General features: G+C 62.2%; 11 protein-coding genes. 1 reads left to right on the top strand and 10 read right to left on the bottom strand.

Features of this window, described 5'->3' with window-relative positions; translation table 11 throughout:
* Window positions 1–61 precede the first annotated feature (61 nt).
* The 10 genes from ACOSV0_RS16195 to ACOSV0_RS16150 all read right to left on the bottom strand — a co-directional run bounded on the left by ACOSV0_RS16195 (window position 62) and on the right by ACOSV0_RS16150 (window position 12,283).
* Window positions 62–2,233, bottom strand: a complete 2,172-nt coding sequence (locus ACOSV0_RS16195; protein WP_434107146.1) for an ABC transporter ATP-binding protein — start codon at window positions 2,231–2,233, stop codon at window positions 62–64.
* Complete coding sequence (locus tag ACOSV0_RS16190; protein WP_434107145.1) at window positions 2,230–3,108, bottom strand: ABC transporter permease; 879 nt, start codon at window positions 3,106–3,108, stop codon at window positions 2,230–2,232. Before ACOSV0_RS16190 ends, ACOSV0_RS16195 begins: the two co-directional genes overlap by 4 nt.
* Window positions 3,105–4,115 (bottom strand): ABC transporter permease, encoded by a 1,011-nt coding sequence (locus tag ACOSV0_RS16185; RefSeq protein ID WP_434107144.1) that lies wholly within the window; start codon window positions 4,113–4,115, stop codon window positions 3,105–3,107. The genes ACOSV0_RS16190 and ACOSV0_RS16185 overlap by 4 nt, the downstream gene beginning before the upstream one ends.
* A gap of 90 nt (window positions 4,116–4,205) precedes the next feature.
* Window positions 4,206–5,894, bottom strand: a complete 1,689-nt coding sequence (locus ACOSV0_RS16180; RefSeq protein ID WP_434107143.1) for an ABC transporter substrate-binding protein — start codon at window positions 5,892–5,894, stop codon at window positions 4,206–4,208.
* A gap of 334 nt (window positions 5,895–6,228) precedes the next feature.
* Window positions 6,229–7,248, bottom strand: a complete 1,020-nt coding sequence (locus ACOSV0_RS16175) for a HoxN/HupN/NixA family nickel/cobalt transporter (protein WP_434107142.1) — start codon at window positions 7,246–7,248, stop codon at window positions 6,229–6,231.
* 18 nt (window positions 7,249–7,266) lie between these two features.
* The gene (locus ACOSV0_RS16170) at window positions 7,267–7,782 is read right to left on the bottom strand and encodes a cupin domain-containing protein (protein WP_097390236.1); all 516 of its coding nucleotides are present in this window, start codon (window positions 7,780–7,782) and stop codon (window positions 7,267–7,269) included.
* A 210-nt stretch (window positions 7,783–7,992) separates the two neighbouring features.
* Entirely contained in the window at window positions 7,993–10,098 is a 2,106-nt protein-coding gene (gene fusA, locus ACOSV0_RS16165; RefSeq protein WP_434107141.1) for an elongation factor G, read from the bottom strand.
* A 303-nt stretch (window positions 10,099–10,401) separates the two neighbouring features.
* Complete coding sequence (locus ACOSV0_RS16160; RefSeq protein ID WP_434107140.1) at window positions 10,402–10,908, bottom strand: DUF192 domain-containing protein; 507 nt, start codon at window positions 10,906–10,908, stop codon at window positions 10,402–10,404.
* Between the two features lie 145 nt (window positions 10,909–11,053).
* On the bottom strand, window positions 11,054–11,248 hold the full coding sequence (locus ACOSV0_RS16155) for a hypothetical protein (protein WP_027212290.1): 195 nt from the start codon (window positions 11,246–11,248) through the stop codon (window positions 11,054–11,056).
* 465 nt (window positions 11,249–11,713) lie between these two features.
* Window positions 11,714–12,283: a pseudouridine synthase gene (locus ACOSV0_RS16150; RefSeq protein WP_434107139.1), complete on the bottom strand. Its 570-nt coding sequence runs from the start codon at window positions 12,281–12,283 to the stop codon at window positions 11,714–11,716.
* A 338-nt stretch (window positions 12,284–12,621) separates the two neighbouring features.
* Here ACOSV0_RS16150 and icd point away from each other — a divergent pair, with 338 nt between their 5' ends.
* Complete coding sequence (icd, locus tag ACOSV0_RS16145; RefSeq protein WP_325044688.1) at window positions 12,622–13,878, top strand: NADP-dependent isocitrate dehydrogenase; 1,257 nt, start codon at window positions 12,622–12,624, stop codon at window positions 13,876–13,878.
* The last annotated feature ends 13 nt before the right edge of the window (window positions 13,879–13,891 follow it).

Genomic DNA, 13,891 nt, shown 5'->3' with positions numbered 1-13,891 from the left:
AAAAACGCGCAAAAACGTTTCGGCGATGAAACGCGTGACCGGAAAGCCGCGTTATTGCGTGTTATTCGTTACGCGTGGCGTTTTCCGGCGCGTTTTCCGAGCCGTTGCCGGAGACCTTGCCGGCGTTGTCGAGCGAACCCGTTTGCAGCACGCGCAGTTCGTCGGCGGGAATGTGGCAGCGGATGCGATGCGCGGACGGGCGGGCAGGATCGCCGCCGCCGGCTTCGAGGAAGGGCGGATCCTGCTGCTCGCAGATTGCGCCGAGCTTGCGCGGGCAGCGCGTATGGAACACGCAGCCGGACGGTGGCGATGCCGCGCTCGGCAGATCGCCGGACAGTCGTATGCGGGCCTTGCTGTCGTGGGCATCGAGTGTCGGCACCGAAGACAGTAGCGCTTCGGTGTAGGGATGGTGCGGTCCGCCGAAGACAGCGGCTGCCGGCCCGATCTCCAGCAGTCGGCCGAGGTACAGCACCGCGATGCGGTCGGACAGATAGCGCACGACGTGCAGATCGTGCGAGATAAACACATAGCTCACGCCGCGTTCGCGTTGCAGATCGGCAAGCAGGTTGAGAATCGCCGCCTGCACGGAGACGTCGAGCGCGGATGTCGGTTCGTCGCAGACCACCACGCGTGGCTCACCGGCAAACGCGCGCGCGATCGCCACGCGCTGCTTGAGTCCACCGGACAATTGGCGCGTGCGCGAGCTGAGATAGCGTTCGGGTAAACGCACCGCGGCCGTCAAGGTGGCGAGCCGTTCGTCGATCGCGGCGCCACGTAGTGCGGTAAGACGCGATAACGCACGCCCGATCAGCCGCTTCACCGAATGCGCGCGATTGAGCGCCGAGTCCGGATTCTGGAACACGATCTGCAGCGACTTGACCTGTTCGTCGTTGCGTCGCGTGACGCGTGCGGCGAGCGGCGTGCCGTCGAGTTCAAGCACGCTGCCCGCGTCCGGTGTGAGGAGACCGAGCATCAGTTTCGCGAGCGTCGTCTTGCCGCTGCCTGATTCGCCGACAAGGCCCAGCGTTTCGCCACTGGCGAGATCGATCGAGACGTCGTCGACTGCGCGCAGCGGGGCGCCGGATACGTGAAATGTCTTCGAGAGTCTTTCGGCGCGCAGCACGAGAGCAGGGCGCTCGCCGTCACGCAACGTGTCGTCATACTGCGGCAAGAGTTCCGCGGCCGCACGCGGCAGTTCGATGGCGCGTTCGTGGTAGTGGCAACGCGACATCTGATCGCCATGCGCGGCGCTCACGCGATACGGCGGCGGCGCTTCACGGTGGCAGCGATCGTCGGCGAGGCGGCAACGGTCCGCGTAAATGCAGCCTTGTGTGACCGAGCCAGGCAAGGGCAGATGGCCCGCAATGGTATCGAGCCGCTCGGTGTCCTTGCTGCGCCCCGCGCCCGGCAGGCAGCGCAGCAGTCCAACCGTATAGGGATGACGCGGCCGCGCGAACACGTCCTGGGTAGCGCCTTCCTCGACCAGCTTGCCGGCATACAACACGCCGACGCGCTCGCACATGCGCCCGATCACCGCGAGGTTGTGGCTGATGAACAGTACGGCCGTGCCGAGTTCTTCGCGCAGTTGCGCCACGAGATCGAGCACTTCGGCTTCGACGGTGGCATCGAGCCCGGTGGTCGGTTCGTCGAGAATCAGCAAGGCCGGATTCGAGGCGAGCGCCATCGCGATCACCACGCGCTGCTGCATGCCGCCCGACAATTGATGCGGATAGCTGTCCATCACGCGTTCGGGCGACGCGATGCGCACACGCTGCAATATCTCGACCGTGCGCTGCACCGCTTCGTCACGCGAGACACCGGCGGCTTCGAATGCTTCCGTGACTTGCCGTGCGATCGTCAGCGACGGATTCAGCGCCCGCCCAGGATCCTGGTAGACCATCGAAATCGCGTTCGCGCGCATCGTGCGCAACGCGTCGGCGTCGAGCTTCTGCACGTCCTGACCGGCGATGATGATCTTGCCGGCCTTCATCTTGCCGTTGCGCGGCAGATAGCGCAGCGCCGCCATCGCGACCGTCGATTTACCGCACCCCGATTCGCCGACGAGGCCATACGCTTCGCCACGTCGTACGCGAAACGAGACGTCCTGCAACACTTCACGATCGCGTCCGCGCATCCGGTACGTGACCGTCAGGCCGACGACGGTCAGCGCATCCGTGCGATCGCTCTTCGAGACGTCGAAGGCGGGGAACGAGGCGGGCGGCGGGCCGTTCATCGGTCGAGCACTCCTTGCACGCTATCGGCGATCAGATTCACACCGACCACGAGCGAGGCGATGGCGCCGGCCGCGAACACCACCGTCCACCACGCACCGCCCGCCATCAGCGTGTAAGACTCGGATAGCGCGAGCCCCCAGTCGGCGGATGGCGGTTGAATGCCGAAGCCGAGAAACGACAGCGTGGCGACCGCGAAAATCGCATACCCGAGCCGCACGGTTGCTTCGACGATGATCGGCGGCAGCACGTTCGGCAGGATCTCCGCGAACATGATGTATGGCGCGCGTTCGCCACGCAGTTGCGCAGCAGCGACGTAGTCGAGATGCCGTTCGGCAAATACGGCGGCGCGTACCGTGCGCGCGGTGATCGGCGTGAAGGTGATGCCGATCACGAGAATCACCGTGAAGTTCGATGCGCCGACCGCGGCCAGCGCGAGCAACGCGACGATCACGAGCGGCAGCGCGAGCACGGCGTCGATCGCACGGCCTACTATGTTGTCGACCCAGCCCTCGAAGTAGCCGACGATCAATCCCAGCGCCGTGCCCGCGAGCGTGCCGAGCAGGGTTGCCAACGGCGCGATGGTCAGAATGTCGCGTGCGCCGACAATGACGCGAGAGAACACGTCGCGGCCGAGCTGATCGGTGCCGAACCAATGCGTGCCATCGGGCGGCGTGAGCGAGTTGAGTGGATCGGAGGCATACGGGTCGATCCGCACGATCCATGGCCCCGCAATCGCACAGACGATCCACCATCCGACGATCAACACGCCAAACACGAACGTAGGCGAGCGCAGCAGTATAAACAGCTGGTCGAAGCGCGGTTCGGTAGCCGGGCGTGGTGCGGGCGGTGCGGCCGGCGGAACGATGGTGCTCATTCAGCGCTCCTCACTCGCAGCCGTGGATTGAGCAGCACGTGCAACGCATCGGCGACGAGATTGGCGACGGTGTAGACCACGCCGATTGTCAGCACGCCTGCTTCGAGCATCGGAAAATCCTTGGCCTTGGCGGCGTTGTAGATCAGCGAGCCGATGCCCTGATAGTGGAACAGCGTCTCGACCACCACGAGACCGCCGATCATGTAGCCGAGCTGCGTGGCGGCGACGGTGATGGTCGGCAGCAGCGCATTGCGCAATACGTGCCGCCAGATCACGGTGTGGCGCGGCAAGCCTTTGAGGATCGCCGTGCGGGTGTAGTCCGCATCGAGCGCTTCGACGGTGCCCGCACGCGCCATTCGCGCGATGTAGCCGAAGAACACCAGCACCAGCGGCAGCACCGGCAGAATCAGATAGCGCAATTGTTCGAGTGCGCTCGCTTCGGGCGGATACGACGCCTCGATCGGCAGCCACCTCAGCCAAATGCCGAACACCAGAATCAGCACGATCGACGAGACGAATTCCGGCACCACGGTGGCCGACAAACCGGCGATGCTGATGGTGCGATCGAGCCAGCGTCCCGCGTGCATGGCCGACCACACACCGCCCGCAATGCCGAGCGGCACGACGACGATAAATGCGAGCAGACCGAGCTTGGCCGAATGCGCCAGGGCGTCCGCGATAAATGGCCCGACCGGTTCGCGGTACGCATAGGAAAGCCCCATATCGCCGCGCACGAAATGCGAAATCCACTCGACGTATTGCGTCATGAGCGGCCGGTCCGTGCCGAGTTGATGATTGAGCGCGGCGACCGCGCGCGCGTCGGCGAGCGGCCCGAGCACCGCACGGCCAATATCGCCAGGCAGCAACTGGCCGCCCGCGAACACGATCACCGAGAGCAGCCACAGCGTAATCAACGACAAACCGACCCGCGTCGCCAGAAAACGCACGATGCGGCCCGCGTTGCCGCTCGGGACCGGCGAAGCGGAAGGGGTCACCGTGGTCGACATGGTGATCTCCTGCTGAAGAAGCGCGCCACGCTCATGCGTTCGACGGCGTGTGTATTCACAGCGGTTGCGTTCACGGCCTTTGCGCTCACATCACGCGCTCAACACCGCGCGGTCGAAATAGAGTTGCGCGAGCGCGGTGAAGCGCACGCCATTCACGCCCTTACGCATCGCAATCAGCTGATCGTAAAAGAACGGAATGATCACGGGCGTTTCGTCGAGCAGCAGCGTTTGGATCTGACCGGAGATTTTCCGCTGCGTGCCCAGATCGACCGCCGCGACGAACTGTGCGACGAGTTGATCGTATTGCGGGTTCTTGAAGTGCGCGGCATTCCACGTGCCGGTGCTGGTGAGCGGCGCGTTCAGAAACACGTTCGGTACGCCGCGATGGCCGTAATCGGTGATGCCGAGCGGTGAGTCGAGCCAATCCGATTTTCCCGGCGTGCCCGCACCGTAGTACAGCGACTGGCTCTCCACTTTCAGATTGATGCGCACGCCGATCGCCTTCGCCGCGTTCTGCACGACCACCGCGAGATCGGGAATCTCCATGTACTTTTCGGTGGTCAGCGTGACATCGAAACCGTTCGGCACGCCCGCTTGCGCAAGCAGTTGCTTCGCTTTCGCGACGTCGATTTTGCGTTGTGCAACGCCTGCATCGGAAGATGGAAACACCGGGGCGAACGGGCTGTCGTTACCGAGCTGCGCGCGCCCCTTGAACAGACCACGCACGAGTATGTCGCGATCGAGCGACAACGCCAGCGCCTGACGCACGCGCTTATCTTTGAACAGCGGGTTGTCGTTGCGCATATGAATCTGGCGATGCGCGCTCGACTTCACGCCGACTGCCTTGTAATCCGGATTGTTCAGAATGCCGGCGCCGCCCTGTACCGTGAAGGTGCCCATTACGTCGGCCTGATGGCCTTGCAGCGCAAGCACTTGCGCCTGTTCGTCGGCGTAGAACGAGAACTGTACGCGTTGCGGCAATGCCTTGTCGCCCCAGTAATCCGGATTGCGCACGAACGATGCGCCGACCTTCGCCTGATACTTTTCGAGCTTGAACGGACCGGTGCCGATGAAGCTCTTTTCATAGCCGCCCGCATAGTTCGCGGGCAGGATCACGGCGTTGAAATTGTCCGAGGAAACGTAGTACGGGAAGTTGCCGTTCGGTGCATCGAGATGGAAGGCGACCGTGTGCTCGTCGACCGCCTTCGCGCCGCCTTTCGACAGGACGCCCTTGAGCACCGAGAGCGCCGCCGAACCGCTTGCGGGATCGGCGAGACGGTCGAACGTGGCGACCACGTCTTTGGCGGTGAACGCCTGGCCGTCGTGGAATTTGACGTTCGGGCGCAGCGTGAAGGTCCACACGTCGCCCTTGTCGTTCGGCTTCCACGACAAGGCCAGTGCCGGCTTCAGCATGAGCTTTTCGCCGTCGTCGTCGATCAGGAATTCGCCGGTCTGGTTCAGCAGCGCGAGACTCGCGGCATCGTTTACGGTGAGCGGATCGACCGCGCCGGCCGGCGTCAGATGGGCCACGCGAATCGTCTGGTTAGATGTGCCCGGCGTGCCCGGCGTGCCCGGCGTGCCTTGCGCACGGGCCCGCGGCGCATTCAGCACGCCGCCGCCAGCCAGCGACAAACCGATCACGCTCGCATAGCGCAGCAGATCGCGGCGCGTAATGCGGCCGGCGATGAATTCGTCGATGGCGTGGTTGCCGTAGGCGTCGGCGGTGCGGCGGGCTAAGGCCAGCTCGAGTTCGGGAAAGCGGTCCGCGGGAGTCTTCATCGATGGAGTGTCCAGTCCGTTCTGCTGTCGGTTCTGATGGGCCGCGCCGGATGCGCGCGACAAGGCGACTTATTGCAATGACGAAAAGCAGCCGTGCGCTGCAGTACTGAAAAGCGGTTTCAGTGTAAGCGATTGCTCGCCGGTTCGGCGCGCTTGCAGCGCGGTACGGTTGCCGTTTGGCGCATAAAAGGGCCGGCGTGTGTCGTCACGACAACGCTCGGCGGGCTGTCTCGCACGGCCTGCGTGAAAGCGCAGGATGCCGCAGCGCGGAAATCGCCGTTGCGCCGCCGCCTTCGTGGAAACCTTACCGATCCGCTACGAAGGCGCGTTGGATTTACCGCGCGACGGTGGCCGGACGGCGCCAGCGATGGAACAGCACCGAGCCGATCCAGCACGCCATGAACAGTGCGACGATGCCATAGCCCAGCACGCCGAAGCGCTCGTTGAGGCTCGCCACTGCGTCCCATACGCCGCCGTTCAGACCGAGTTTGTCCGATAGCAGTCCCAACGCTTCGATGCCGCCGATGACGATCGCCACCACCGCCGAAACGAACGTGATACTCGCGTTGTAGTAGAGCTTGCGCTTGGGGTCGTCCATGGCCCAGCCGTAGGCGTGAACCATCAGCACGTTGTCGGTGGAATCGACCAGCGTCATGCCGGCGGTGAAGAGCGCCGGGAACACGAGGATCGAATACAGCGGCAGACCTTTGCCGGCTTCGGACGCGGCAATCGCCAGCAGGCCGATCTCGGTCGCGGTGTCGAAGCCGAGGCCGAACAGCACGCCGACCGGGTACATGTGCCAGCTTTTCGTCACGAGCCGGAACATCGGCCGCAGTGCGCGCGACAGCAGACCGGCGGGCGCGATGTTCGCCGTCGCTTCGGCAGCGAGTTCGCCGCCACGTTGGACGTGGCGATAGCGGCGCCAGACATCGCGCAGAATCACGAGATTCACGCACGCCAGCACGAGCAGAAACACCGCCGACACGACCGTGCCGATCGTGCCGCCCACCGCCTTGAAGGTTTCGAAGCGGCCGTGCAGCGAATGCGCAGTCCACGCAATGCCGAGGGTCGCCAGGATCACGATCGTCGAATGGCCCAGCGAAAACGACAGACCCACGCCGAGCGGTTGCTTGCCGGTCTGCATCAGCTTGCGCGTGACGGCGTCGATCGCGGCGATGTGGTCCGCATCCACCGCATGGCGCAGGCCGAACCCGTACGCGAGCAGCGCGGTGCCGAGCAGCAGCGGATAGTGGCGGAACGCGATCAGCGCCCACGCCCACGTGCCGAGATTCGCGGCGATCAGTACGGCATACAGTGCGATGAGGCGAGGGCGGAGCGTGGCGGTCGGCGTCATGAGTCGGGTGAGGATGAGTTAGTGGTCGTGCGGATGCTTGTGAATCGGGTCGACCCAGAAAACCGTTTCCGGTGCTTCCACCGCGTCGATGTTCAGATTCACCACCACCGCTTCATTGTCGCTGCGCACCAGTACGCATTCGAGCGGATCGTCGGTACTCGCGTTGATTTCCTGATGCGGCACATAGGGCGGCACGAAGATGAAGTCGCCCGGACCGGCTTCTGCGGTGAACTCGAGATGCTCGCCCCAACGCATGCGCGCCTGGCCGCGCACCACGTAGATCACGCTCTCGAGCGCGCCGTGATGATGCGCGCCGGTCTTTGCATTCGGATGGATCGTTACGGTGCCGGCCCAGATTTTCTGTGCGCCGACGCGCGCCGCGTTGATCGCCGCCGCGCGATTCATGCCCGGCGTTTGCGCGGTATTGCTGTCGAGCTGGTCGCCCTTGATGACCTTGACGCCGTGCTCGCGCCAGTCGATCGGCGCCGACGGTTGCTCATCCTTGTAGTGCGGGTGTTCGTGATCCTGGCTCATGGTGTGTCTCCTCGGGAGCGACTGTCCGGATGCCGGGCGCAGCGCCGCCTGCCATTTTTGCACGGTCAAAAACGTGCGTGTTGCCTGCGGGCGTTGGCCGCGGCGCGGACGAAAAAAAAGCCCGTCCACAGAGGGACGGGCTTGCTGCTGTTCGCCTTCATTGCAACTTGAGTTGCGGCGCAGCACATGGTGCGTTGCAACCCGCGGCGCTTACTTCTGCTTCGCGTTGATCACGGCTTCCGCGACGTTGCTCGGCGTTTCTGCGTAGTGCTTGAACTCCATGGTGTAAGTCGCGCGGCCTTGCGTGGCCGAGCGCAGCGACGTCGAATAGCCGAACATTTCCGCGAGCGGCACTTCGGCGCGCACCAGCTTGCCACCGCCGCCGGCAATGTCTTCCATGCCTTGCACCATGCCGCGACGGCTCGACAGATCGCCCATCACGTTGCCCATGAAGTCTTCCGGCGTTTCCACTTCGACGGCCATCATCGGTTCGAGCAATACCGGCCTTGCCTTGCGCATTGCGTCCTTGAACGCCATCGAACCGGCCATACGGAACGCGTTTTCGTTCGAGTCGACGTCGTGGTACGAACCGAAGGTCAGCGTCACTTTCACGTCGACCACCGGATAGCCCGCCAGCACGCCGGCCTTCAGGGTTTCCTGAATGCCCTTGTCGACTGCCGGAATGTATTCGCGCGGAATCACGCCGCCCTTGATCGCGTCGACGAATTCGTAGCCTTTGCCTTGCGCCGACGGTTCGAGCGTGATCACCGCGTGGCCGTACTGGCCGCGACCGCCCGACTGCTTGACGAACTTGCCTTCGACATCTTCGACCTTGTTGCGCACCGTTTCGCGGTAAGCCACCTGCGGCTTGCCGACGGTGGCCTCGACGCCGAATTCGCGCTTCATCCGGTCGACCAGAATTTCCAGGTGCAACTCGCCCATCCCGGAGATGATGGTCTGGCCGGATTCTTCATCCGTCTGCACGCGGAACGACGGGTCTTCCTGCGCCAGGCGATTGAGCGCGATGCCCATCTTTTCCTGGTCGACCTTGGTCTTCGGCTCGACGGCCTGCGAAATCACCGGTTCCGGGAAGATCATCTTTTCAAGGATGATCACATGTTGCGGATCGCACAGCGTGTCGCCCGTGGTCGCTTCTTTCAGGCCGACTGCCGCGGCAATGTCGCCGCAGTAGACTTCCTTGATTTCCTTGCGCTCGTTCGCATGCATCTGCAGGATCCGGCCAAGGCGTTCCTTCTTTTCCTTGGTGGCGTTGTAGACGGTATCGCCCGAATTCACCACGCCCGAATACACGCGGAAGAAAATCAGCTGGCCCACGAACGGGTCGGTCATGATCTTGAAGGCGAGCGCGGAGAACGGATCGTCGTCTTTCGGATGCCGCTCGATTTCGTTGTCGTGCTCGTCGTGGCCGGTAATCGCGGGGATGTCGAGCGGCGAGGGCAGATAGTCGATCACCGCGTCGAGCATGGCCTGCACGCCCTTGTTCTTGAACGCGCTGCCGCACAGCATCGGCACGATCTCGTTGGCGATCGTACGCACACGCAGGCCGTGCTTGATTTCTTCTTCGGTCAGCGTCCCGCCGTGCAGATATTTGTCGAGCAGTTCCTCGCTCGCTTCAGCGGCGGATTCGACCATCTTGTCGTGCCATTCCTTCGCGGTAGCAGCGAGTTCGGCCGGGATGTCCTTGTACTCGAATTTGATCCCCTGGTTCTCTTCGTCCCAATAGATCGCCTTCATCTTGACGAGATCGACCACGCCCTGGAAATGATCTTCCGCACCGACCGGAATCTGGATCGGCACGGCGACGCCCTTCAGGCGATCGCCGATCTGCCGCTGCACGCGGAAGAAGTCCGCGCCCACACGGTCCATCTTGTTGACGAACGCAATGCGCGGCACCTTGTACTTGTTCGCCTGACGCCACACGGTTTCGGACTGCGGCTGCACGCCGCCGACCGAGTCGTACACCATGCAGGCGCCGTCGAGCACGCGCATCGAGCGCTCCACTTCAATCGTGAAATCGACGTGACCCGGGGTGTCGATGATGTTGATCCGGTGTTCCGGATAGTTGCCGGCCATACCCTTCCAGAAAGCAGTCGTGGCAGCCGATGTGATCGTGATGCCGCGCTCCTGCTCCTGTTCCATCCAGTCCATCGTCGCAGCACCGTCGTGAACCTCGCCGATCTTGTGGGTCACGCCTGTGTAGAACAGGATGCGTTCAGTGGTGGTGGTTTTGCCGGCGTCGATGTGAGCGCTAATGCCGATATTCCGGTAGCGCTCGATGGGAGTCTTGCGGGGCACGTGAACCTCCTTGGAATGGCGCGCCTGAAACGCTTGCCGGGCGGCAGTCTGTGCTGCCCGGGGAGCCTTTTTTGCTGCTTTGCTAAGAATACTAGGATAGCGCGTCGGCCCGGCTTTTGCAGGAATCTTGCCAGCCGCGTGTGAGCGCCTGCTGCTCTGGGCCTACGGGCCGGCGCGGGCCTCCGCCGGCCGTGCCGGGCTGGCTTCAAACGCAAAAAAGCCGGTGCTTAAGAAAGGCACCGGCTTTTTTTCGAAAAGCGGCCGCTGACGAAGCGGCAGGGTGTCGCCGTGATCGGCGCGCTGTTATTGCGCGGCCGGCAAGCCCTGGATTTTCATCCCCGGTTTGATGCCTTTCGACGAGAACCAGCCCTTGCTCATTTCCAACGCATACACGCCGTTGTTCTTCGGGCAGTGATTGTTGGTGGTCTCGGCCTGCATTTCGTCGATGTCGGTGACCGTGCCGTCGGCGCGCATGAAAGCGATCGACAGCGGGATCAACGTGTTCTTCATCCAGAAGCAATGCACCGCGGTTTCATTGAAGACGAACAACATGCCTTCATTCGGCGCGAGGGTCGTGCGATACATCAGGCCTTGTTCGCGGTCCGGGTCGTTGGCGGCGACGGCCGCGTCGATCACGAACATCCCCGCGGTCAGTTTCGCGCGCGGAAAGTCGCCGGGCTGCTTCGCGCCGGCCGGCATGTTTTGCGCATGAGCGGGGGCAACGGTACTCGCGACGAACGACAGCGCGGCGAGCGGCAGTGCAACGGCAACAGCGAAACGCGCAATCAACGAGCGCATGGGAAATCGCACGGCATGACTCCTTGCTGGAAATTAACCCGCGAATGTTACGCGAGCGCGTCAAAAACAAAAAGGCAGATCGCCTTGCGGTGATCTGCCTTTCAACGCCGTAAGAACGGCAATGAAGCGAGTTCTTGACTGCGTTTTTACAACGAACTTACTCCGAAGCTGCCGAAGCTGCAGCAGCAGCTGCTGCCTTCTTGTGCGACTTCTTGTGAGCGTGCTTCGTGGTCTTCTTTGCCGACGAAGCAGCTGCTGCCGGAGCTGCCGAAGCTGCTGCCGGTGCCGAAGCTTGTGCGAATGCTGCCGTTGCGAAGAGGCCAGCGACCAGAGCGGCGATCAGTTTGTTCATTTTGAAATCCTCAGCTTGAGTTGATTAACCAAATGACCCGGTTATATGTAGAGTCATGTCGGTAAACGTGCCATCCACCTTTCGGTTGACAGCCGCGTCGAACAAATTTTCGACACGTCTGCTTAGCGCTCAGACTCCCCGTACTCGCCGCGTGAGCGGCTTGTGCCAAGGCCCTTAAGGCTGAATGCCGGATAGCTTCGGGCGGCATCTGCGTCGAATAACGCGTGAGCTTGCGCACCGGTTGACGTGTTTTTTGTGGAAAATTTATATGCCGATGTACTGAAGCAAATGAATGACCGCGCGGTGAATACCGGGGTAATTGTTTCACGCGTTTTTCATGCTTGTTTCACGCGTGATTTTGTTTGCGGATACAACGAGTTAGCTTTTTTATCGCGGATCAAAATAGCGGGTTCGATACGGCTTCAATACGGGTTCGATACGAACATGGTGCGCGTGTAAACGAGTTCAGGCGATACCTTCCCATGGCGCCTTCAGCGGCAATTCGACACTTTCTCCCGGCTGAAGTCCGAGGGAAAAAATATCGAGGGCGCCGACGCCGGCGCGCACGAGGCGCAACGTCGGAAAACCTACCGCAGCGGTCATGCGCCGCACCTGACGGTTCTTGCCTTCGGTAATCGACAACTCGATCCATGTGGTCGGAATCGCGGCGCGATAGCGGATCGGCGGCGTGCGGGCCCATAGCGAGTCGGTCGGCTCCACGTAGTCGGCGCGGCAGGGCCGCGTCACGTAATCGCCGAGATCGACGCCGCGCGCGAGCTTCTTCAACGTGGCATCGTCGACCGCGCCTTCTACTTGCGCCCAATAGCGTTTGACCAGTTTGTGACGCGGCTCGGCGATGCGCGCTTGCAGCGCGCCGTCGTCGGTGAGGAGCAGCAGCCCTTCGCTATCGGAATCGAGCCGGCCCGCCGGATAGACGCCGGGCACTTTTACCCAGTCGGCCAGCGATGCCCGCGTCTCGTGCGGCGAAAACTGGCAGATAGTGCCGAACGGTTTGTTCAGGGCGAGAAGTCGCATAGGGGAATCGATGAAGGTCGGGTAGCGCCGGCTGCGGCGGGAACGTGCCGCGCGGGCCGGGAGCGGCGCTGGCTCGATAGTAAATGGCGGAATAATAATGCATAATGAGCCGGATCAAGTCTTATGTCTTATATAAGACATAAGAATAAATATCTTGCGACTTTGATTTTCGACAATGTTGGAAAACCCCGAGCCACGATGGCCTCGTTGCCGCGTCGGCGTGGGCTAGAATAGGCGTCCAGGCCGCTCGCGGGCGTCCGGCATTGCGCGTAGCGAGGAGCACCCAGTTTCCGCAGTCTCCCATCAGCTTTCAGCACAGCCTTCACTGGAGTCCGATCATGCCGTATCAGCACATCAAGGTCCCGACCGGCGGTGACAAGATCACTGTCAACGCAGACTTCTCGCTCAATATTTCCGACCAGCCGATCATTCCGTATATCGAAGGCGACGGAACGGGCCTCGACATCACGCCGGTGATGTTGAAAGTGGTGGATGCCGCAGTAGAAAAAGCCTATGCGGGCAAGAAGAAAATCCACTGGATGGAAATCTACGCCGGCGAGAAGTCGACCAAGGTGTACGGCCCGGACGTGTGGCTGCCGGAAGAAACACTGCAGGTGCTGAAGGAATACGTCGTCTCGATCAAGGGTCCGCTCACCACGCCGGTCGGCGGCGGCATCCGTTCGCTGAACGTCGCGCTGCGTCAGGAGCTCGATCTGTATGTGTGCCTGCGCCCGGTGCAGTACTTCAAGGGCGTGCCTTCGCCGGTGCGCGAACCTGAAAAGACCAACATGGTGATCTTCCGCGAGAACTCGGAAGATATCTATGCCGGCATCGAATGGCCTGCCGAGTCGGAACAGGCGAAGAAGGTCATCAAGTTCCTGCGCGAAGAAATGGGTGTGAAGAAGATCCGCTTCCCGGAAACCTCGGGGATCGGCATCAAGCCGGTGTCGCGCGAAGGCACGGAGCGGCTGGTGCGCAAGGCGATCCAGTATGCGCTCGATAACGATCGCCGCTCGGTCACGCTGGTGCACAAGGGCAACATCATGAAGTTCACGGAAGGCGCATTCCGTGACTACGGTTATGCGTTGGCGCAAAAGGAATTCGCCGCGGAGCTGATCGACGGCGGTCCGTGGATGAAGATCAAGAACCCGAAAACGGGTGGCGACATCGTCGTGAAAGACGTGATTGCCGATGCGTTCCTCCAGCAGATCCTGCTGCGTCCGGCGGAATACGACGTGATCGCCACGCTGAATCTGAACGGCGACTATGTATCGGACGCGCTGGCCGCACAAGTCGGCGGTATCGGGATCGCGCCGGGCGCGAATATGTCGGATTCGGTTGCCATGTTCGAAGCCACGCACGGCACCGCGCCGAAGTACGCCGGCAAAGACTACGTGAACCCGGGTTCGGAAATTCTCTCGGCTGAGATGATGCTGCGCCACATGGGTTGGACTGAAGCGGCCGATCTGATTATCAAGTCGATGGAAAAGTCGATTCTGCAAAAGCGGGTTACGTATGACTTCGCGCGCTTGATGGAAGGCGCGACGCAAGTGTCGTGTTCGGGCTTTGGCCAGGTGTTGATCGAGAATATGTAAGCGATTCGCGCTG

The sequence above is a fragment of the Paraburkholderia caffeinilytica genome, from assembly GCF_051027425.1.
Classification (GTDB): domain Bacteria; phylum Pseudomonadota; class Gammaproteobacteria; order Burkholderiales; family Burkholderiaceae; genus Paraburkholderia; species Paraburkholderia caffeinilytica_A.
Note: the sequence above shows the minus strand (reverse complement) of the source record. Positions and strands in the feature narration are given on the sequence as shown.

Excerpts from the sequence above, each read along its gene's own strand:
- ACOSV0_RS16190 (WP_434107145.1), bottom strand. The coding sequence starts at position 3,108 with ATGAGCACCATCGTTCCGCCGGCCGCACCGCCCGCACCACGCCCGGCT.
- ACOSV0_RS16195 (WP_434107146.1), bottom strand. The coding sequence starts at position 2,233 with ATGAACGGCCCGCCGCCCGCCTCGTTCCCCGCCTTCGACGTCTCGAAG.
- ACOSV0_RS16170 (WP_097390236.1), bottom strand. The coding sequence starts at position 7,782 with ATGAGCCAGGATCACGAACACCCGCACTACAAGGATGAGCAACCGTCG.
- ACOSV0_RS16185 (WP_434107144.1), bottom strand. The coding sequence starts at position 4,115 with ATGTCGACCACGGTGACCCCTTCCGCTTCGCCGGTCCCGAGCGGCAAC.
- ACOSV0_RS16155 (WP_027212290.1), bottom strand. The coding sequence starts at position 11,248 with ATGAACAAACTGATCGCCGCTCTGGTCGCTGGCCTCTTCGCAACGGCA.
- ACOSV0_RS16175 (WP_434107142.1), bottom strand. The coding sequence starts at position 7,248 with ATGACGCCGACCGCCACGCTCCGCCCTCGCCTCATCGCACTGTATGCC.
- ACOSV0_RS16180 (WP_434107143.1), bottom strand. The coding sequence starts at position 5,894 with ATGAAGACTCCCGCGGACCGCTTTCCCGAACTCGAGCTGGCCTTAGCC.
- icd (WP_325044688.1), top strand. The coding sequence starts at position 12,622 with ATGCCGTATCAGCACATCAAGGTCCCGACCGGCGGTGACAAGATCACT.
- ACOSV0_RS16150 (WP_434107139.1), bottom strand. The coding sequence starts at position 12,283 with ATGCGACTTCTCGCCCTGAACAAACCGTTCGGCACTATCTGCCAGTTT.